Annotated in this window: 13 protein-coding genes; 6 read left to right on the plus strand and 7 right to left on the minus strand. The window is 47.5% G+C overall.

Annotated features, from left to right (window positions below; all coding sequences use genetic code 11):
• Positions 1-5: 5 nt before the first annotated feature.
• The 6 genes from WFH18_RS07210 to WFH18_RS07235 all read right to left on the minus strand — a co-directional run bounded on the left by WFH18_RS07210 (position 6) and on the right by WFH18_RS07235 (position 5,734).
• Positions 6-323: a hypothetical protein gene (locus WFH18_RS07210; RefSeq protein WP_121979797.1), complete on the minus strand. Its 318-nt coding sequence runs from the start codon at positions 321-323 to the stop codon at positions 6-8.
• A gap of 60 nt (positions 324-383) precedes the next feature.
• Positions 384-1,463 (minus strand): patatin-like phospholipase family protein, encoded by a 1,080-nt coding sequence (locus tag WFH18_RS07215; RefSeq protein WP_121979798.1) that lies wholly within the window; start codon positions 1,461-1,463, stop codon positions 384-386.
• 153 nt (positions 1,464-1,616) lie between these two features.
• Entirely contained in the window at positions 1,617-3,236 is a 1,620-nt protein-coding gene (locus tag WFH18_RS07220) for an ABC1 kinase family protein (RefSeq protein WP_148334805.1), read from the minus strand.
• A gap of 12 nt (positions 3,237-3,248) precedes the next feature.
• Positions 3,249-3,926, minus strand: coding sequence for a ubiquinone biosynthesis accessory factor UbiJ (locus WFH18_RS07225; protein ID WP_121979799.1), 678 nt, complete (start codon positions 3,924-3,926; stop codon positions 3,249-3,251).
• A gap of 12 nt (positions 3,927-3,938) precedes the next feature.
• Positions 3,939-4,883: a bifunctional demethylmenaquinone methyltransferase/2-methoxy-6-polyprenyl-1,4-benzoquinol methylase UbiE gene (gene ubiE, locus WFH18_RS07230; RefSeq protein WP_004647333.1), complete on the minus strand. Its 945-nt coding sequence runs from the start codon at positions 4,881-4,883 to the stop codon at positions 3,939-3,941.
• 146 nt (positions 4,884-5,029) lie between these two features.
• Positions 5,030-5,734 carry an FFLEELY motif protein gene (locus tag WFH18_RS07235; RefSeq protein WP_148334806.1) on the minus strand — a complete coding sequence of 235 codons (705 nt, stop codon included), beginning with the start codon at positions 5,732-5,734 and terminating at the stop codon, positions 5,030-5,032.
• A 205-nt stretch (positions 5,735-5,939) separates the two neighbouring features.
• On the opposite strand from WFH18_RS07235, the gene pap reads away from it, so the two are divergent.
• Positions 5,940-7,358 (plus strand): polyphosphate:AMP phosphotransferase, encoded by a 1,419-nt coding sequence (gene pap / locus WFH18_RS07240; protein ID WP_148334807.1) that lies wholly within the window; start codon positions 5,940-5,942, stop codon positions 7,356-7,358.
• Between the two features lie 54 nt (positions 7,359-7,412).
• Here the strand turns inward: pap and WFH18_RS07245 are convergent, their stop codons facing one another.
• Positions 7,413-7,913 carry a hypothetical protein gene (locus WFH18_RS07245; protein WP_004278581.1) on the minus strand — a complete coding sequence of 167 codons (501 nt, stop codon included), beginning with the start codon at positions 7,911-7,913 and terminating at the stop codon, positions 7,413-7,415.
• Positions 7,914-8,089: 176 nt separating this feature from the next.
• Between WFH18_RS07245 and WFH18_RS07250 the strand changes: the two genes are divergently transcribed.
• From WFH18_RS07250 to pnp, 5 genes are all read left to right on the plus strand, one after another.
• On the plus strand, positions 8,090-11,794 hold the full coding sequence (locus WFH18_RS07250; protein WP_004278580.1) for an exodeoxyribonuclease V subunit gamma: 3,705 nt from the start codon (positions 8,090-8,092) through the stop codon (positions 11,792-11,794).
• Between the two features lie 4 nt (positions 11,795-11,798).
• The gene (locus WFH18_RS07255; protein WP_039901782.1) at positions 11,799-15,923 is read left to right on the plus strand and encodes a UvrD-helicase domain-containing protein; all 4,125 of its coding nucleotides are present in this window, start codon (positions 11,799-11,801) and stop codon (positions 15,921-15,923) included.
• 71 nt (positions 15,924-15,994) lie between these two features.
• Positions 15,995-17,776: an exodeoxyribonuclease V subunit alpha gene (gene recD / locus WFH18_RS07260; protein WP_148334808.1), complete on the plus strand. Its 1,782-nt coding sequence runs from the start codon at positions 15,995-15,997 to the stop codon at positions 17,774-17,776.
• Between the two features lie 894 nt (positions 17,777-18,670).
• On the plus strand, positions 18,671-18,940 hold the full coding sequence (rpsO, locus tag WFH18_RS07265; RefSeq protein ID WP_004278577.1) for a 30S ribosomal protein S15: 270 nt from the start codon (positions 18,671-18,673) through the stop codon (positions 18,938-18,940).
• 260 nt (positions 18,941-19,200) lie between these two features.
• Positions 19,201-21,288: a polyribonucleotide nucleotidyltransferase gene (gene pnp, locus WFH18_RS07270; RefSeq protein WP_016806862.1), complete on the plus strand. Its 2,088-nt coding sequence runs from the start codon at positions 19,201-19,203 to the stop codon at positions 21,286-21,288.
• The last annotated feature ends 23 nt before the right edge of the window (positions 21,289-21,311 follow it).

The raw sequence follows: 21,311 nt of genomic DNA on the forward strand, positions 1-21,311 counted from the left end.
GATCATTATGAGTTAATCACCGGCACAATCCAGCTGGTGATAATCAGTAAAATACCGAGATGCCCCAATTTTCGTGTCACATAGACCAGTTTAGATGGTGGCTGTTCCAGTCTTTTTGCATATTCTTCCATGCTAATGCCGGGCTTGCCTTTACTGGTAAATAAAAACACCGCCAGGTCGATACAGATCAGAATCGTACCGATATCAGCGACCAGTTCCATCAGGACAAAATCCTGGCGATACAGCGACATGCTGACGCTATAAATCAGATAAATGGCAAAGGCCAGACACAGGTATTGCAGGACAACTAAAAACTTCTGCATAAATCTCAACAGTTCACAAAATTAAAGCAATTATACAAATAATCGGGCAGCTGCGGCCAATTACAAGGCCTGCATTATCTCAGCAAAATTCTGCTTCTCGACCAGTTCCAGAAATTCATCGCCCAGACGCTGACTTTCCGCAATACATTGCTTCCACAGCTGGATCCGTTGGGTTTGATCCAAACCTTTTAAGTTAAAGTCTTTACGATCAGGCAAACGACCCAAAGGCAAACTTTGCAGATATTGCTGCGATGGAGAAAGCAGCAAAGTTCGTGCCTGATTTTCTGGATTTGAGGTACGTTTAAATAACTTGTCGAACCAGCCGGGGGTAATGCTATCGGTAAAATGTGGATACAGCACAATGCCTTTGCTCTGAAAGGGCAGGTCAATGTGATAATCAATCAGGCCACCATCGCGATAATAACCCTGCGGTGCATCCGGAATATTGTTCACCGCTGCCATTACCCCGGGAATAGATGCTGAAGCCATCAGCCAAGACAACACACTCTGTTCGGTCAGTGCATGATAATGCGTGGTAAATCCATCTTCAGCGATTTTAAACTGCTCACCCGTATTCGGCTGGCTGATCACACGTTGCATGAAATGACGGCTGTGCCGGCGCGCGACTGCGGTCGTTCCAAGAATTCCAGCTACAGAAGCCATTAATGGCAATGCCTTGTCACTTTGGAAAATGTGCTGGGCTTTAATTGAAATGACTGCGAGATGATAATCCGGATGATTGACCAGATCGTTTTCTTTGCCTTGTACCAGATCCAGCAGCATGCCACGGCAGATGTCGCTGACATCCTGACGGGTCATTTTTTTATGAAAATAGAGGTTGGTATAGAGTTCAGCTAAGCGTTCGGTTCCCTGTCGAGCACCATGTGCAGCCATACTGGCAAAGCGCCAGCTGCCAATCGAAGAACCCACCAAAGTTCTACGGTGAGGTGCACGTGGAAAAAACTCACCAAAAATCGCCTGATCCAGTCCCTGGATACCGATACCTTTGGGGCCACCTGCAGCACCAGGTACAATATCGACTTGTTCGGGTTGCAAACCTTGTTGCAGAATCAGCTCACGTGCCAGATGGCCGGCACGAATCGTCAGAGCAGGCGCACGTTTTTGTAAAATCTGTACCATGGTTGAACCTATACTAGCCAAATGTGTGCTTATTTTAAGCGATAGGTCTTAGGACCCAATGGCAAGATATGTCCTAAGGTGACTTTGGAGTCATGCGATGCTCAGAAAATAAAAAACCTGAACAGTGTCAGGTTTTTTTAAAAGCTCATTTAGTTATTTCGCAATCCGCCAGACGGCCAGTACACTCGCCAGTACAATCAGAATCACCGACACAAACCACGGTGAAATAATGGCAATCGCCAGCAGAATCGCCATGATACTGCCAAACATCCAGCTACGTTTTTGCTGATGTTCCATTTGCAGGCGCATACTTTGTAATTCATTGAGCTGTTTGGCATGCCAGGCCGACTGGTTTTTTAAACCGTTTAAGCTGTCGATCATCAGGGTCGGTAAATCCTGCGCCCCTAACAGCAGATCCGGGATTTTCTGTCCCAGTTCTTTAAGGTTCTTTTGCGGATTCATCTGGGCCTTGATCCAGTCCGTCAGGATCGGTTTGGCCAGACTCCAGATATCCAGTTCAGGATACAGGTCGGTTCCTAAACCCTCGACATGCACCAAAGTTTTTAGTAGCAACATCAATTGAGGTGGAATTTCCAGATGGAAACGACGCGCGATGTCCATGACTTCAATCAGAATGCCGGCAAAGTCCAGTTCATGCATCGGTTTGGACACCATCGGCCCCACACTGCGGCGCATTTCACGGGCCAATGCATCCTGATCAGTCCCCGGTGGAATCCAGCCAGCCTGATGCACCACCTGAATCAGCTGCATAAAGTCACTGTTCATGACCGCCAGTAGCATGCGTGCTACGGTCATCTGGTCGTGTTTGGACAGTTCGCCCATAATCGCGCAGTCCAGCGCAATAAAACGCGGATTGGCTGGATTGATGGTTTCTACAAAGACATTTCCCGGATGCATGTCAGCATGGAAGAAGTTATCGCGGAAGACCTGAGTAAAGAAGATGGTTAGGCCTTTACGCGCCAGATCGGCACGATCCATGCCCAACCGGTCAAAGGTCGCGATATCTGAAATCGGCACCCCGGTAATGCGCTCGGCTACCAGCACGTCTTTGCTGTCCATGTAAATTTCCGGCACATACATCATGCTCGAGCCGGTAAAATGATGGCGCATAAGGCGGGTATTGTCCGCTTCCAGCGTCAGGTCTAGTTCATTCAGAATGATCTGTCGATAATCCTGAATGATTTCCGACAGGTGCAATGCGCGGGCAGCTTCCAGACGTTTTTCCAGAAATTGACCGAGCCATTCCAGAATTTCAAAATCCTGCAAAATCTGCTGGCGAATATTCGGGCGGGTGACTTTAACCACCACTTCACGGCCATCATGCAGGGCAGCCGTATGCACCTGAGCAATCGAAGCTGCAGCCAGTGGCTGGGTATCGAAACGCGCGAATAGGGTATTTACATCAGCTTTCAGGGATTCCTGAATGCGCATCTTGGCCACGTCATTATCAAACGGCTTGACCCGGTCTTGTAGCAAGACCAGTTGCTGTAAAACTTCAGGTGGAATCAGGTCACGGCGGGTCGAGAGCAGTTGACCGAGCTTGATCGCCAACGGCCCCATTTCTTCTAAAGCCAGTTTCAGCTTGAGCGGATTTTTACGTTCACGACTGGACCAGGCAGCCGGATGCATCCGGATGAGGGACAGCACATGCCGGGATTTTTCTGGTAATTCTTCCGCAGGAAACAACGTGTCGAGTCGATAGTGCGCGGCGATGCGCCAAAGTTCGAGTAAACGTGAAACATGCGGAATCATAAAGCTGTGTACCTAGTCTTGAGTAGAATTGTTTGAGGCATCAATTTGAGCCTGAAGCTGATGGATTTTTGCTTCAACCCGATCTAAATTTTGATTCAGGATACGGGTGTCCTGATTCAGGTCATCCATTTGCCAGCGTGGGGCAAACAGACCACTGTCTTCTTTTAAGGCATCTTCAGCAAAGAATAATTGACTTTGCAGGGTGCGTTTTAGCTGCTTGGGCAGCAGTTGCAATTTGCCAATTTCATGCGCCAGCGTCGGGCCAATCCAGGGACTTAAGTGCGCTGCCAGATCCAGTTCCGCCTGTTGCATGATGCGCTGGATTTCCTGCAATAACTTGTAGTCGCCTTGCAATGGAATATTGCCGACTTCATCGGAAAGCAGCAGCTTGAGTAATTCCACCACATTGCTGACCTGCAAGGTTGCTGTCGCTTCGGTGACTGTCGCGGAACTTGCGTCAAATGGACGTTGTTCAAAGACCGAAGGTGTTTCGGTATGACCGGTTGCCGTTGGTTCCAGACGAACTTTGCCTTCATCAAAAAACACATCAACCGAAAGCTGCGGCGAGGCGATCACCACCCGCAGCATTTTGCCGGACAGGGCATTCAGCTGGATGCGGGTAATGGCATCCAGATCAATCACATGATGAATCACGCGTTCAACAGCACCGAGTGCCAGAATTGACCACATAGGCAAGGAACCTTAAAGTTTGAAACCGCGGTGAACCGCAACAATCCCACCAGTCAGGTTGTGATAGTCACAATTCTGGAAGCCGGCATTTTCCATCATACCTTTCAGGGTGCGCTGGTCCGGATGCATACGGATCGATTCAGCCAGGTATTTATAGCTTTCTGCATCATTGGCAATGATTTTACCCATGATTGGCAATGCCGTGAACGAATAAAGGTCATACAGCTTAGAGAATGGCTCAAACACTGGTTTAGAAAATTCTAGCACCAGTAAACGGCCACCTGGCTTAAGGACGCGGTACATCGCAGCCAGTGCCGCATCTTTATCGGTCACGTTACGTAGACCGAAAGAAATGGTCAAAAGATCAAAGCTGTTGTCTGCAAATGGTTCTAAGGTTTCGGCATTGGCCAAAACGAAATCGACATTGGTACAGCCCGCATCAATCAGACGGTCACGACCGACATTCAGCATGGATTCGTTAATATCAGACAGTACCACATGACCTGTCGGACCAACTTCACGGCTAAAGACTTTAGCCAAGTCGCCAGTACCACCCGCGATATCCAGCACATGCTGGCCACGGCGTACACCTGACATATTGATTGCAAAACGCTTCCACAGGCGATGAATACCAAAAGACATCAGGTCATTCATAATGTCGTATTTGCTCGCCACCGAGTGGAACACTTCTGCGACTTTCTGGGCTTTTTCTTCGCTGTTAACAGTTTGATAGCCGAAGTGTGTGGTTGAGCCGACGTTACCGGTATTGGCACCACGCGGCAGATTATATTTAGGCACAGTACCCGTCACAGGCGTGTCAGTCAGACGTTGTTCTAAGGATTGTTGCTGACCTTGCGGGGTGCCTTGTGGAAGGGGTTCAGTTAAGAATGGGCTCACTTTGTCTGTCTGTTGTGCCGACTCGGGGGTAGGGGTAGGCGTTGTATTTTCATTCGACATTGGAGTCACTCCTAACATATCAATCGGGTTAATCTTGCATTGTCTGCATCATGACAGATTCTAAAGGCTTATTCAGCAATCATGATGCAATTGTTATGAATAATATACAGAAAAATTCACGCTTGGCAGAAATACTCATCGGGTATTTACTGAAACGGTAGCGGATCGCCAGAATGTACTTTATCGATAATCTGGCGTTCGGTTGCCGTGAACGTGCGTACAAATTTTTCTGCCGATTTGAGTGGCTTCATGGCCAGAAAACCATCCTGCATAAATTCATACATCACCTGAAAGTTATATTTATTCGCCGCGCCTTTACACATTTTAAAGGCCGTATAGACCACAAATGAACGCATGTATTTATCCAGACTCATGCCGAGCTGATCCAGCAGAGCCAACTGTTTCAAGCGTGCTTCACCCTGATCCAGCTTCAAATAGGTCAGGCGCATCATCTCGTCAGTCAGCGGTTCATGCGGATGATAATCCTGTAATAACTGAATCGCGACCTGTTCATCCAGCTGTACCGCCAGAATAGCCAGCTCTACACCTGAGGTGCCGGTTTTAATGGCATTTTCCGGAATAACTTTTTCTGCTTTATGCGCATATTTCATCAGCCGGGCAATCTGTTCTGCCAGCGCATCAAAGTCAGCGCCGCCGTAGAGACGATTGAGGAAATACTCGGACATCAACTGGTTTTGTTTTTCAGCAAAATGGGCACGATGGGTGCGCTGCATGCGGACTTTCTGCCAGGCCTGCACATCCTGTAAACGGCTTAAAATGTCAGGCCGGGTGTGATAAGCCAATTGATAATAATGCGCTAACAGATCATCGAGTACGGCAAGTTTGGACATGAGGCTTCAATTATCATTGGAGGATGCAAGAATCTTAGAGGCTGCCGGACAATCCTGCTATGACAAATTGAACAGAGATCGGGCATTTGTATGTCAATCTGTTGTTTAAATAGCCAATTTAATCGTGTGAAAAACGTTGCCAGAGCTATTTTTGCGCTGAAACTCCTCGCTATACTGCAGACAGAATAAAAGATCAGGGTTGAAGATGCGTATGGAACAACCACAATTTCAGTTAATGGATGAAGATCAGCTGTCTGTCGAGCTGATTGATGCCCAATATAATTTAAAAAAGACCCGGGGCCAGAAAAATGCCAAAAGTCTGGTGATTCTGGTGAATGGCATTGAGCTGGCCGGCAAGGGTGAAGCGGTCAAACAGCTACGTGAATGGGTCGATCCGCGCTATTTGCGTGTGAAAGCCGATAAGCCCCAGTTAGCCGGCCCGAAGCAGACCCTGTGGCAACCTTATGCGCGTTTTATTCCAGCTGAAGGCCAGATCATGGTGCTGTTTGGTAACTGGTACAGTGATCTGCTTGGTAGTGCCATGCAAGCTGAAAGCCCGCTGAGTGATGCACAGTTTGATGAATATCTGCAAGAGATGCAGGCCTTTGAACAGGACCTGAAAAATAACCATGTGGATGTGATCAAGGTCTGGTTTGACCTGTCCTGGAAAGTCTTGCAAAAACGCCTGGATGCCATGGATCCGAGTGAAACTCACTGGCATCAACTGCATGGTCTGGACTGGCGCAATCGCAAAGAATATGACAGCTTGCAGCGCCTGCGTCAGCGCTTTACCGAGGACTGGTTCATTATTGATGGCGAAGATGAGAAGCAGCGCGACCAGCAATTTGCCCAGTATATCCTGAGTGCTTTGAAGCATTGTCCGGATCATCCCGCCAGAGCCAAGGGAAGATGGAAGCAGGCCAAGATCCCCGAGCAGTTAAAACATCCTTCCAAGACTCAAGCCCAGCCAGAAGATTACAAACCGGAACTAAAAAAGTTAACCGCGAAGGTCGCCAAAGCCATGCGTTCCGATTCGCGTAATGTGGTGATTCTGTTCGAAGGCATGGATGCTGCCGGCAAGGGCGGTGCAATCAAGCGAATTGTCAAAAAACTCGATCCACGTGAATATGAAATTCATACCATCGCTGCACCAGAAAAATATGAGCTGAGCCGTCCTTATTTATGGCGCTTCTGGACCAAGCTGCAAACCGATGATGATATCTGTATTTTTGACCGCTCCTGGTATGGTCGGGTATTGGTAGAACGGGTAGAAGGGTTTTCCAGTCCGGCCGCATGGCAGCGAGCTTATGCGGAAATTAACCGTTTTGAACAGAGCCTGGTCAAGCATCAAACGGTGATTGTGAAAATCTGGCTGGCCATTTCTAAAGAGGAACAGGCAGCACGGTTCAAGGCGCGTGAAGATACACCACATAAGCGTTTTAAAATTACTGAAGAAGACTGGCGTAACCGGGAACGCTGGGATGATTATCTGAAAGCGGCAGCCGATATGTTTGAACATACTTCGACTGAGGAAGCGCCTTGGCACATTATCGCGTCTGATGATAAACATACCGCACGGGTCGAAGTATTAAAGGCTATTTTAAAACAGCTTCAGGCAGAATAATCTGCCTGAAGTAAGAGTGTCTAGAGGGCTGCAAAAATTCAGCTCACCCGGATTTTAACCTTGCGCCACCTGTTTTTGCTGGATATTTTTAGCTGCACGGTAGCATTCCTCTACATGTGCTTCAGCAATCTTTTTCATGACAAAATAGCCCAGACTTGCCGCCACCAGTTGGCCGCCCAGCGGAATGAATTTTGTGACTTGCTTTGTGATCACTTTCGCTGCAACATTGTTCAAAGATTTTTTAACTGCCGTACGTGCGACCACCAGACCAGAAAATTCTACGCCGCGTTTACGCAACTCATTCCAGTGCACCTGACGGGTTTTTGGATCATAGACACTGATCTGGTCAGGCGCCAGGCCGAAGCGGGCATTGATCTCGGGAATCAATTGCGACAAGATACCGATATCAATGACCACGTCCATAAACGGCACTGGAATAACCGCAGCACCGGCAGAATAATAGGCGCGTTTTTTGGTGAGTTCCAGGCACTCGGCGCGGATTTGTTCTAAATCTAGGCTCGGATCGAGACGTTCAGGAATTTTATCTAATTTCATGGGCACTACCTAAGCTCTATGTTGTTTTTTCTATTCAAGCATCTTTAAGATGCTTTTTTCAAAGAAATTTTTCGACTGAAGTGTGGTTTTAAAGTGTCATAGCGCGTTCGGGATGTATAGTAAATAATCTTTATCGTTTTGTAGTAAGAACCACATTCAGCAGTTCAGGGGAACCAATGGCCATCCATGTTATTCAGAGTCAACGTATTGATGTGCTTTTGGATAGTATGCTGCGTATTGTCAACCAGACTGCCCGGAATCCATTTGAGGTGTTACAAACCCGGCATTTTATTGTGCCATCTCCGGCTGTAGAAACTTGGCTGACCCAGAAAATTGCCGAGAAAAAAGGCATTAGCGCCAATACCCAGTTTCATCACCGGATTCGCGCCTTTCAATGGACCTCTTATCAGTGGGTATTGAATGCTCCCAAAGAAGTAGAGCAGGTCCGTGAAGCCAATATTCCGCGCATTATCATCAAATGGCGCGTGTTTCAGGCGCTGCGAAAATGCATTCTGCCTGAACAGATTCCTTTAGATGTCGATCATCCACTGTATTCCATTGTGAAGCGGATTTATGACAGTGCCGACCGGCTGGAACAGGGCACAGAAAAACAGCTGAAAAAACAGAGCATGCTATACTGGGTGGCGGAGCAGGTGTCACGTTTGTTCAGTCATTATATGGATTATCGCGGTTATTGCGCGCGTAACTGTCCTCCAAACAACTGCAGTTGTCCGAGTAACTGGCTCGAGGCCTGGGGACAGGATATTGCGCTTGATATCGAACAGATGATCTATAGCCCCAAAGATGAAAATGGCCATGAGATGCAGGTGGCGGATTTTGTCAAGATTCAGGCGCGTGAACTGGAAGCCTGGCAACGCTGGTTGTGGCAGCATGTATTTCAGGATGACTATGCCAAAATCCTGGAGATTGAACGCCTGTATTGGGATCGGCTGGAAAATGCAGAGACCCGGGCCCAAGCTCTGAAACGACTGCCGGCACAGATTGTGGTGTTTAGCCTGTTAGAATTGCCACCGAGCCAGCTGGATTTTTTACGCCGTCTGAGCCAGTACATTGATATCTATATTTTTCACTTCAACCCCTCGCAGGAATACTGGGCCGACAGTGTCGATCCGGACTGGAAAGCCAGATTTGATTTGCAGCGGGAAGAGCGCTTTATTCAGCGTTTTGAAAAAACCCGTCAACGTAAACCGAATGATGCGGAAATAAAAGATTTCAGGATCAAGCAGCTGAACTTTAATGCCGAAGACCGGGAATCGCGGCATCCGCTCCTGACCCGATTCGGCAAGCAGGCACGGGATCATTTTTCTCTACTCTCTAAACTGTCTTCGGGGGAAGAGGGTCTCTGGGCCGATGTCTTTGTGGATGAATATCAGGACAGGCTGCTGGCCAAAATCCAGTCGGATATCCTGTATTTGCTCGAGCCCGAGCAGCATCAATATGCTTTAAGCCCTGATGATGATTCGGTACAGATTCATGTCTGTCATTCTTCATTACGTCAGCTGGAAGTTCTCAAAGAACAACTGATTCACTGGCTGGCTCAAGGCAATGAAGAAGCGCCGCGTCAGCCCAGTGATATTCTGGTGTTGACGCCAAGTCTGAAAGAACTGGAACCGGCAATTCGCAGTGTCTTTGCCCCGCCACCGCGTGAGCGCGAGACTGGTAGCAAACGCTTGCAGAAAGATAACCTGTATTTACCGATCCAGATTGCCGGGGTATCACGTCTGGATGTCAGCAATGCCTGGCGCGCGGTACTGGGCCGGATTCAGTGGGTACGGCGCCGTTTCAGTATTGAGGACTTTGCCGACTGGCTTAGCCTGAATGCGACCCAGCAACGTTATGGTCTGGACTATAGTCAGGTAGAACGGATGTTACAATTGCTGACAGATGCTGGCTTCAAGCGTGGACTGGACCAGCAGCATTTACAGCAAAGCCTCAGTGCAGGCGATGAGGATTACCGGTTTAGCTTTAAATTCGCGCTGGACCGTCTGGCGTTGGGTCTGGCGATTCCTGAACATACCCTGTTTCAGGACACCTTGAGTTATGCCAAGGTTCTGACCAGTGATTTTCCCTTGATATCCACCCTGATCCGGATTTATCAGGATCTGGTAGAGCGCCGTGACTGGCTGACTTTGCATGAAACCGGACAGCGCACGCCAGTCAAAACCTGGCTGGAATATCTGCGCGCCGATCTGAACGAGTTCCGTGATGCTGGCGTGGAATCGCTCAAAACCGTTGCCGAGATTATCGACAAGCAAATGCGGATGCTGACCCTGGCCGATTATCATGATCAGGATGATCCACATGCCAGTCAGGAACTGGTGGCACTGAGTTTGCCTCTGCCTTATGTGCTGGAAGAAATTCAGAATACCTTGGAGATGCAGCTGGATCAGGCCGAACCGACCGGGCAGATTACCTTTAGCCAGATTGGCCAGATCCGGCCATTGCCTTATAAACTGGTGGTGATGCTGAATCTGGATAGCGGTAAATTTCCGAGCCGTAATCAACAGGTTCCGTTTGACCTGATGCGCAGCCTGAAGCCGCAACTCGGTGACCGTTCCCGTCTGGATGACGAGCAGGGCGCTTTTCTGGATGCCTTGCTGCTGGCACAGGAAAATCTATGGCTGTTCTATAATGGCTTTGATCTGGAGGATGGTGAGGCTCGCGATCCATCCACTGCCTTGCAGGAACTGGTTCAGCATATCGCGCTGATCTGCCAGTCTGAACAGCCGGATGCCGAAATCGATCCGATGGTGGATATTCATGGTCTGTCAGTCGCTCAACATATTCGGCAGCTTTATCATGTGCATCCCTTGCAGCCTTTTGATCCGGCCGGATTCGCAGATATGCAGACACCGCGCTATCAGGATCAGTGGTTTGCGGTAGCAGAGTATATTCGTAGTGCCGAAGGCAAACGCAGCAGCTGGATCAATGCACATTATCCGGCATTGGAACAAAAAGAAATCCGGGTACTCAAAGGCGATGAATGGATCCGCGATATGATTTTCCCGGCACGTCTATTCCTGAAAAGTGTCGGGGTTTCCACGATTCGCTATGCCGATTTGCCGAGTTCCCGGGAACCCCTATTACTGAACAAGCTGGAACAGTATCAGGTACGGGATTTCCTGTTGCAACAAGAGCAGGAGATTGAGCCGAACCTGATGCTAGACCGTTTGCCAGTGGGCAAAACCCAGCAAGCCACCTGGCTGGGCAGCCAGCAGGAACAGCAGTTATTGCAAGAACGTTTGCTGCAGTTGGGTAAAGAACTGACGCCAGTTACCCAGCAATCCTGGCAGTTCAGTCCTGAACTGATCATTCATATTAACGTGCCTCAGGTTCCAAACAGCAGCTACTGGCTGAGTATGCAATCCTCTTCGGCCTCGGAAAAACGCCGTGCCCAGATCTGGCTGGAGTATCTGCTGTGGCTGGCTTACTTAAATGATGATGCACGCTCTCCAGAACTGGAGCGCATTGTCATTTTCAGTAATAAAACCCTGAAGTTTTCTGGCTTGAGTTCGAGCAAGGCACATGAGTATTTGCAGCTCTGGTTAAAGGCCTGGGAAATTGGTCAACAGCAGCCGCTGGTCTTGCCGGCAGAATTACTGATGAAAAAAGAATGGCAGTGGGCCGAGAATGAACATGGCAAAATGACTATTGTGGAAATGCCCGAATTGCTAAAGGCCTGGAACAACAGCTATGAGAGTGCCAAACCTTTGGCTTCGGATGAATCCAGTCTGCTGCATCAGGACTGGCAATTTATTTTGCAGGATCAGGATCCGGATCTGGCCTTGCAAAATTGCTGCCATGATTTTGCTCATGGCCTGTATGCGCCGATTCATCAACATCTGGAGTGGGTGAAATAGCCGTATGACTTTCTTAAAGCAGCAGATGCAAAAAGCCATTTCCACCAATCCGATTCAGGACATGAAGTTCCGTGGCCTGCACTGGATTGAAGCATCGGCAGGAACCGGCAAGACCTATACGCTCTCCAGCCTGATGGTGCGGATTTTTCTGGACCAGTATTATCCGCATCAGGTGATTGCGACGACATTTACCCGCAAAGCCACGGCTGAACTGAAAAACCGGGTACGGCTTCGCGTCGAGGAAACGCTGGCTTATATCCAGCGTCATCAGCAGCTCAATTCAGTTGAAATCACAGCAAAAATCCAGAATGAAACCGATCCTTTATTTCAGCAGGTGCTGAAAGATTATGGTTCACGGCTGGATTATGCCCGTCGCCGTTTACGTCTGGTGCTGAACCAGCTGGACGAACTGTTTGTCGGCACCCTGGACAGCTTTAGCCAGAAACTGTTACGTGAATTTGCATTTGAAAGTGGCAAGATTGAACGTGCAGAACTGACCGAAGATCAGGATCTGTATATCCAGCAGCTGATTCATGATGTGCTGCGTGACTGGATTCAGCAACAGCCACAATATATGGTCAATCATCTGTATGTCCAGAATCTGCTGAAACCGGTGGAGCATTATACCGGGCTGGTGCGTGATGCCCTGAATTTCAGCAAGCAGCATTTTCGGAAGATCGAACCGGCTGAATGTGACCTGAACAAATTGGAAGCCTGCATCAGTCAATTAGTGAATATTCAGGACCATGATCTTGCCGTGATGCGGCGTTATTGTCAGGAAAGTCCGAAGTATTTTCACAAGAGTTTTTTGACCAAGTTAACCGAAATTTGTGAAAACTTTATGACCTGGAGCGCAGCCCTGAAAAATCAGGGTGGCATGAGTTTCTTTGATGCTGAATTGCAGCCGATTATACTGAATCTGTGCCATTTGCGCCGCAAGAAAACCGATTTCCAGCCGACCACTCAGGTCTTTAACAAAAGCTGTCCGGATGCAGAGCAGCAGCTGATTTTGCAACATAGTCTGATCGTGGCAATTGATGCGCTGTGTGAGGTCAAACAGTATCTGGATGAGCAGCTGCAACAGCTTACGACCTATCTGGAATTTCATATTATTCAAAGTGTGCAGACCCGTTTGCCACAAACCTTGCAACAGCAGGGTGAAACCACTTTTTCCCAGCAAATTCGTACATTGGCGGAAGCATTGCAAGGCCAGCAGGGACAGCGTTTTGCCCAGTTTGTGCAGGCACGTTATCCGCTGATTCTGGTTGATGAATTTCAGGACACCAATCAGGATCAGGATGATCTGCTGGCCAAGATCTGGCGTGATGTCAACCGGGTGCAGTCCGGTTGCATGATTATGGTTGGTGATCCGAAACAGGCAATTTACGGTTTCCGCGGCGGCGACATGCTGACTTATAACAAGGCACACGCTGACGTACGCCACAAGCAGGGTCGTGAATATACCTTGATGCAGAACCATCGTTCAGTCAAACCGCTCGTAGAAGTGGTTGATGCGCTGTTCCAGCGGCAAATGGATTTTGGCGAACAGGTGCAGTACACCCTGATTCAGGCGGGTAGTCGCCCACATCCAGATCTGGTCGATACAGGAATCACTAACCCGCAGCCCTTACGATGGATTCAGCTAGGTGAATCGGACCTGGAAGCAGATCAGGTGGCCTGGAAAATCCGTGCATTGCTGAATCAGTCTGCCCAGCAACAACTGTACTTTCAGCAGCAAGAGCATCAGCACAGCCTGAGCGCAGATGATATTGCCGTACTGGGATTTGGGCATTTTGCTCTGGAACAGGTGAAGCAGCGTCTGCAGCGTATGGGCATTCCCTGCTACAAAGAATCCAAACAGAGCGTGTTTGCCAGTCCAATTGCACAGGATGTCGCGGCAGTATTGACGGCAATCATGGATCCTTTCAATGAGGCCAAGGTCAAGCGGGCTTTACTAACCCGTCTGCTGGGCTTTAATCTGAAAAAACTGATTGATTTGCAAGGTCAGAGTGAAGGCCTCAGTCGCTATATTGCGGATCTGGATATCATTCGGGAAATGTGGTTTGAGAAAGGCTTTTTGACCGCATGGAATTATGCACTGAACCTGTTTCAGGTCTGGACCAATCTGGTGGCCAGTCAAAGTCTGGACAATGAGCGGGTGGTGGTCAATCTGCGCCATCTGACCGAGATCCTGAGCCAGCAGAGCGAATATTATCAGGGGGCGCAAAAACTCTATCACTGGTATTTACGCCAGCTCCAGTCACCTTCAGGCAAGGACAGCGAAAAAGAACGCAAGCTGTCTGGGGATCATGGGGTGCAGCTGATGACCATTCATGCCTCCAAAGGGCTGGAATTTAAAGTGGTGTTTTTATTGGGAGCAGATGCTGCTTTTGATGTGAATAAAGGCAATCTGAATTTTTCCCTGTCTGCGCCTGAACAGGACAACATCTTGGAACAATCCCGGGTGATTGCAGTCAATCACAAGAATTTGCATGAGCAGGCGATTCTGCAAAATGCAGCGCGTAATGCTGCCGAAAACCACCGGCTCTGGTATGTGGCGCTGACCCGTGCCAGTCACCGAGTATATGCCATGCTGCAGGATCAAAACGCACAGTCCGATTCGGGGCTGGCCTTCTGGCGTGGTCAGGGAGATCAACTGTTTCAACATGCTTTAAGTCTGGTCGAGCCGCCTCTGTCTCAGGAGCCACCGCGCCTGGTCGAGCAGTCGAACCATCATCAGGTGGACATGCGGGCGCAACCTTTGCCAGAGCGGCAGTTTTATCCGCGAACCAAAACCAGTTTTACGGCTTTGTCACAGCATCAGCTACATGGACATATCTTGCAGGACGATCTGGTCACGGCTTATGAACAGCCCGACAGTGCTGCCGATGAAATTCATTTTACCGGTCTGGAAGAACAGCCAGCAGCCGTGCCCTTAGACTGGATTAGGCTGAATTTTCCTAAAGGTACAGTGGCCGGAACTTTCTTGCACAGCATTTTTGAACATATCGATTTTCAGGACAGCAGTTACTGGAATCTGGAAATCCGGCGCCGTTTTAAAAATACCGCACCGCAAATCTGGCAGGAACTGAAAGAAAAATTTGAACAGGCTTTTCATATACGTAGTGTACTGGAACAGGCCTTTTCCCTGCATTATCAGGCCGCTGTGGTGAATCTGCGAACCCTGTTTCAGGCCACAGCTCAGGCAGATTTCAAAGCCGAGGAATTGCGTCATAGTATGCAGCGCGTATTGTCCAGCCTGAACTATAAGTTATTGACCGGAATTCGCCTGCATGACCAAAGCAAAGCTTATCGCCAGCAATGGCAGCAGCTGTTTCACTCGGCACAACAGCTCGATCGTTCGGGTCTGCTAGAATTTTTAGGTCAGTTTCAGGTGTATTTCGATGGGCTGGAGGATGACTCCTTTATCCAGTTTTTTGAACAGGAAGTGGCCCAGCTCACACGCTCTGCAAGCACTGAATCGCTGAATGTGGACAGTATTTTCCAGACTGCTTTTGATGGCTTGTTGGACGAGATTACAGAAGATATTTTGCTGAACCTGATGCATGACTGGGTACATGACATTCTGGCCACTCCGATTCAGGTAGATTTTGCTTTGGCGCAGCTGGAGGCTAAACAGTATCTGTCAGAATTTCCTTTTTATCTGTCCTTGACCGATGCCCCTTTGCAGATTCGGCAAATCCATCAGCTTTTTCTCGGACATGACATAGTCATGAGCGATTTTAATGAGGCCAAATCGGCGCGATATCTGACCGGTTCCATCGATCTGGTGTATTTCGATGGCCAGCGCTACCATATTGCCGATTATAAAAGTAACTTCCTCGGCCCTGATCAGCAGCACTATAGTGCTGAGGCGATTCAGCAGAATATGAGCCAGTCCAGTTACTGGTTGCAGGCCGCTTTGTATCTGGTGGCGCTGCATCGTTATCTGAGTGCCAATATGCAGGGTTATTCGATCACACAGCATCTGGGCGGCGCAACCTATTTGTATTTGCGCGGGATGAATGGACAGGTCCAGCAAGGGGCTTATCATTGGCAACCGAGCCTGGAATTCATAGAAAAACTGGATCAAATACTGGGCTATTTTGAGCAGAAAAAATCAGCATGATTTTGCAGTTTTATAAAATATATAGAGATTAAACAGAAAATTATCCTGTGGATAACTTTGAGGATAACTGTGTGGAAAATGAGCAGAATCACGTGTCGCAGCAAGACTCCAATTTAATGGCCTGGATTGACTATCTGTGTCAGCCGCCGTTTAGTACGGCTACATTTGATCCGGCAGCAAAAATCTTGATCGAGCAATTGCTTGAGGCGATGCAGGCGGGAGATAGCTGTATCGAAGTTGATCCTCAGCAGGTTGCCTTATTGCATAATCTGGTTCTAGACCGCCGTCAGCAGGGTGCAGGAATTGCACCATTTATTTTTGTAGATCAGCATTTATATCTGTACCGCTATTGGCAACTGGAACAGGCAGTAGCCTCACATATTGCTCGGATTAAAGCCCAACCGGTTGCCGCTATTGATTTATCCGAACGTGATCGCAATTTATTGTCAGATCCACAGCAAAAATTGGCACTGGAAATGGTTGCGCGGCAGGCGCTGAATATTATTAGCGGCGGTCCGGGTACCGGTAAAACCTATACCTTGGCGCATATGATTGCGGTCCTGCATGAAGCCTTGCCAAATATCCGGATTGCCATGGCAGCACCTACCGGAAAGGCCGCACAGCGCATGAAAGAAGCACTGCAAAAAGCCTTGCACAGTGAAGCGTTACAAGAGTTTGAGCTAGAACAATTAAAACAGTTACAACCGGTCACCCTGCATCGCTTATTGGGTCTGGGCACTCGCGGACAGCCACGCTTTCATGCCAAGCAGCCTCTGCCTTATGATGTGATCGTGGTCGACGAAGCCTCGATGCTGGATTTAAACCTGTCACAGATGTTACTGGCCGCCGTACCATCTCATGCACGGCTGATTTTACTCGGTGATGCAGATCAGCTGGCCTCTGTGGATGTGGGAACGGTATTGGCAGATTTACAGCAAGTAGCGACTCTGGAAGATAACCGGGTCAATTTAATCACCACGCGGCGTTTTGCGCCTGGAGCCAGGATTGGCGCAATGGCGGAGTTTATCCAGCAGAATCATCAGCCTTCTCACGTCTTGCAGAAATTTGAGCAGCAGATTGTGGCAGCCAGTGAGTTACAGGCGATCGATTTGGATCAGGTGAAGATCGACCAGTTGCAGTTACAATACCTGCTCGCTGGTGCCGAACAGACCGCGCATAATTTGAATCAGTATTATGACCAGCTGATGTATGGTTATCAGGCTTATGTACAGGCCATAAAAACAGAACGAAACTCAGCTGATTTTGAACACTATGTGCAACAGGTGGTCAAAACTTTTGATGATTACCGTATTTTAACGGCAATCCGTTCTGGTGATCTGGGGCTGCTCAAGATCAATCTACAGATTGAGCAACGTTTTCTAGCAGCCCAAGGTCAGTTGAAACAGGGCGACTGGTATGTCGGACGACCCGTCATGATGAGCTATAACGACTATCAGTTGGGCCTGGCCAATGGTGATATTGGTATCTGTTTTTTACGTGAGCAGTCTGGTCAACGTCAGTTTGAAGTGTATTTCCCGAGTCTGGAAAAATGGGTATTAGCCACCCGTTTACCTAAAAGTATTGAAACCGCTTTTGCGCTGACCATTCACAAATCTCAAGGTTCAGAATTTTCCCATACGGCCGTGGTGCTGGATCAATATGCAAAAAATTTATTGAGCAAAGAGTTGATTTATACTGCAATTACTCGAGCCAAAAAAGTGGTCAGTTTACTGGTGGATTGTGATGCTTTTACACAGGCACTTTGTGTCAGAACTACCCGGAAAAGTGGTTTGGGCCAAAAAATCATTGAACAATCTAGTAATTTAATTGGCAAAAATAATCAAATCTTGTAGGTAAAAGCTTACAAGGATTCAGGAAATTGACGCATAGAGCTTTTGCTCAGTTTTTGAGAAGATTGGTTCTACAAAATAACTCAACACGGAAAGTTGAGCATAATCGCATAATGATAATAATAATGTCGGTAGACAGCGAACTTACAGTGAAGTAAGTGAAAGAGGAAACTTACAGCCGCTAAGCCTTGTAGTTTTGGGAGAGACTACAAGGCTTTTTTATATCCTGATTTTTTTATAGGAAGCTTGCTGGATTTTTATCCTAATTTCTTAGCAAAAATTTTCAGCGCTAGCCAGTAAACTTAAGTAAATAGCGTTAAATAAAACGAGAGCTGTGTAACATTATGCAAATTTTTACTCTGTGATGTACGAAATGGCTTACAGCAAAATGAGGCAAATACCTCTAGTTGTCTGGTGGGAATATGGCAAAATCTACCACACAAGGAAGATGATTTTTCAACAGGATGTTTGAAAATAATAATAAGCGTAAAACGCCATAATAATACAATAAATAATAATGATAAGAGAAAGAACTACAGCGCCAAAAAGCCCGAGTTTACTCGGGCTTTTTTTTATCCATTTTTTATGGAGAGCAGCGGAAGATTCAAGCGAGCTAAAGGGTTTGTGGGCTTTTCAAATGAATTTCTATATTTAATTCATCCTGGATTTATTTCATGAAAATAATGCAAAACCTGAATCTTTGAGGGACAAGAGTCATCGAATCTGAACTGCATCAATGAGCGACCAAAACCATGCAAAAATCTGGATCTATTTTTGCAATTTGATGCGTTTTCCCTTAAAATATGCAACTTGCTGTAGTGATGCACGGCAGTCAAGGTTTTGAATTCTCATCACTTTGATTTTTATCAAAATATACAAGCATCTCGGAGAAATCGAATGGCTTTAACTAACGCAGATCGCGCAGAGATCATGGCTAAATTCGCTCGCGCTGAAAACGACACTGGTTCACCAGAAGTTCAAGTAGCTCTTTTAACTGCTCAAATCAATGACTTACAAGGTCACTTCAAAGAGCACAAACACGACCACCATAGCCGTCGCGGTCTAATCCGTATGGTTAACCAACGTCGTAAACTACTTGACTACCTTAACGGTAAAGACCACGGTCGTTATGTAGCATTGATCGGTGCTTTAGGTTTACGTCGTTAATTCGATTTAAACTTTATTTTCGGGTGTATTGCATGCTTTGTGCTGTATTACTGAAAACTAAAGTCGGCTTAGCTTTGCGCTGAGCCAGTGGAAGGGGCGAATGTTTCGCTCCTTCTTTGTGTTTAAAAATAGTATTTAATCTGGTGAGGTCGGCTTCTAAGCTTTGTCATTTACTCGTCCATATGGTCATGAATGCCAAACCTTAGGGGTCTCCACTAGAATAATTGTTCACAAGAACTAGGAAAAAATAAAACATGTCAATGTTTAATATTATTCGTAAAGAATTCCAATTCGGTCAGCACAACGTTATCTTGGAAACAGGTCGTGTTGCCCGTCAGGCAAACACTGTTGTGATCACCATGGGCGGCGTACAAGTACTTGTCGCTGTTGTGGCACAGCCTAAAGCAAAAGCAGGTCAAGACTTCTTCCCATTGACTGTAAACTATCAAGAAAAGCAATATGCTGCTGGTCGTATCCCGGGTGGTTATGGCAAGCGTGAAGGCCGTCAGTCTGAAGCTGAAACTTTGATTTCACGTCTGATTGACCGTCCAATTCGTCCGTTGTTCCCAGAAGGTTACTTCAACGAAATTCAAGTTACAGCTACTGTTATTTCTTCTGACAAAACCATGGATGCTGACATTGCTGCAATGTTAGGTACTTCAGCTGCATTGTCTATCGCTGGTACACCTTTCCGTGGTCCGATTGGTGGCGCGCGCGTTGGTTTAATCAACGGTGAATACATCCTGAACCCAAACCTTGAACAACTTAAAGAGTCTGATCTTGATCTTGTTGTTGCGGGTACGGAATCTGCAGTATTGATGGTTGAATCTGAAGCGAAAGAGCTTTCAGAAGACCAAATGCTGGGCGCTGTATTGTTCGGTCATGACGAAATGCAAATTGCGATCCAGGCGATCAAAGAATTTGCTGCAGCTGCAGGCGCGGTTGAGTCAACTTGGGTTGCTCCAGTTAAAAACGAAGAACTTCTTGGTAAATTGAAAGAAGCATTCGAAGCGAAAATCTCTGAAGCTTACACGATTGCAGTGAAACAAGACCGTTATGCGGCACTTGACGCGCTTTATGCAGAAGCAGTTGCACAGTTCGTTCCTGAAAATGACGAAACTGGCATTGCAGAAGAAGTAAATGAGCTGTTCGAAGACCTTAAATACCGTACCGTACGTGACAACATCCTGTCTGGTAAGCCACGTATTGATGGTCGTGATACCAAAACTGTTCGTGCAATCGACGTACAAGTAGGCGTATTGGATCGTGCTCACGGTTCTGCATTGTTCACACGTGGTGAAACTCAGGCCTTGGTCACAACGACTTTGGGTAATACACGTGATGCGTTGATGGTGGATACCCTTGCAGGTACCAAAACTGACAACTTCATGTTGCACTACAACTTCCCTGCATACTCTGTAGGTGAAACAGGTCGTGAATCTGGTCCTAAGCGTCGTGAGATTGGTCATGGTCGTCTGGCACGTCGTGGTGTTCAAGCTGTACTTCCTGCGGCTGACCGCTTCCCGTATGTGATCCGTATCGTATCTGACATCACTGAATCTAACGGTTCGTCTTCAATGGCATCTGTATGTGGTGCATCACTTTCTCTTATGGATGCCGGTGTTCCACTTAAAGCACCAGTTGCAGGTATTGCGATGGGTCTAGTGAAAGAAGGCGAGCGTTTCGCAGTTCTTTCTGACATCTTGGGTGATGAAGATCACTTGGGCGACATGGACTTTAAAGTAGCGGGTTCTGCAAACGGTATTACTGCGCTACAAATGGACATCAAGATCGAAGGCATCACTGAAGAGATCATGGAATCTGCATTGAACCAGGCTTATGCGGGTCGTATGCACATCTTGAATGAGATGAACCAGGTGATTTCACGTGCGCGTCCTGAAATTTCGATGCACGCACCGACATTCCAGGTGATCAACATCAACCCGGATAAAATCCGTGATGTGATCGGTAAAGGCGGCGCGACCATTCGTGCGATCACTGAAGAAACTAAAGCAGCGATCGATATCGAAGATAACGGTACAGTTCGCGTATTTGGTGAAACTAAAGCGGCTGCGCAAGCTGCAGTTGCCAAGATCCAGGCACTTACTGCTGAAATCGAGCCAGGTACAATTTATACAGGTAAAGTGATTCGTATCGTTGAATTCGGTGCGTTCGTAAATATCCTGCCAGGTACTGATGGCTTGCTTCACATCTCTCAAATCTCAAACGAACGTATTGCGAACGTGGCAGATGTATTGAAAGAAGGTCAAGAAGTGAAAGTACAGGTTGCGGATGTTGATAACCGTGGCCGTATCAAATTGACGATGAAAGACATCGAACAAGTTTAATTCTTAAAATATTCACATGGGAA

This window comes from Acinetobacter sp. USHLN143 (genome assembly GCF_037145695.1).
GTDB lineage: Bacteria > Pseudomonadota > Gammaproteobacteria > Pseudomonadales > Moraxellaceae > Acinetobacter > Acinetobacter fasciculus.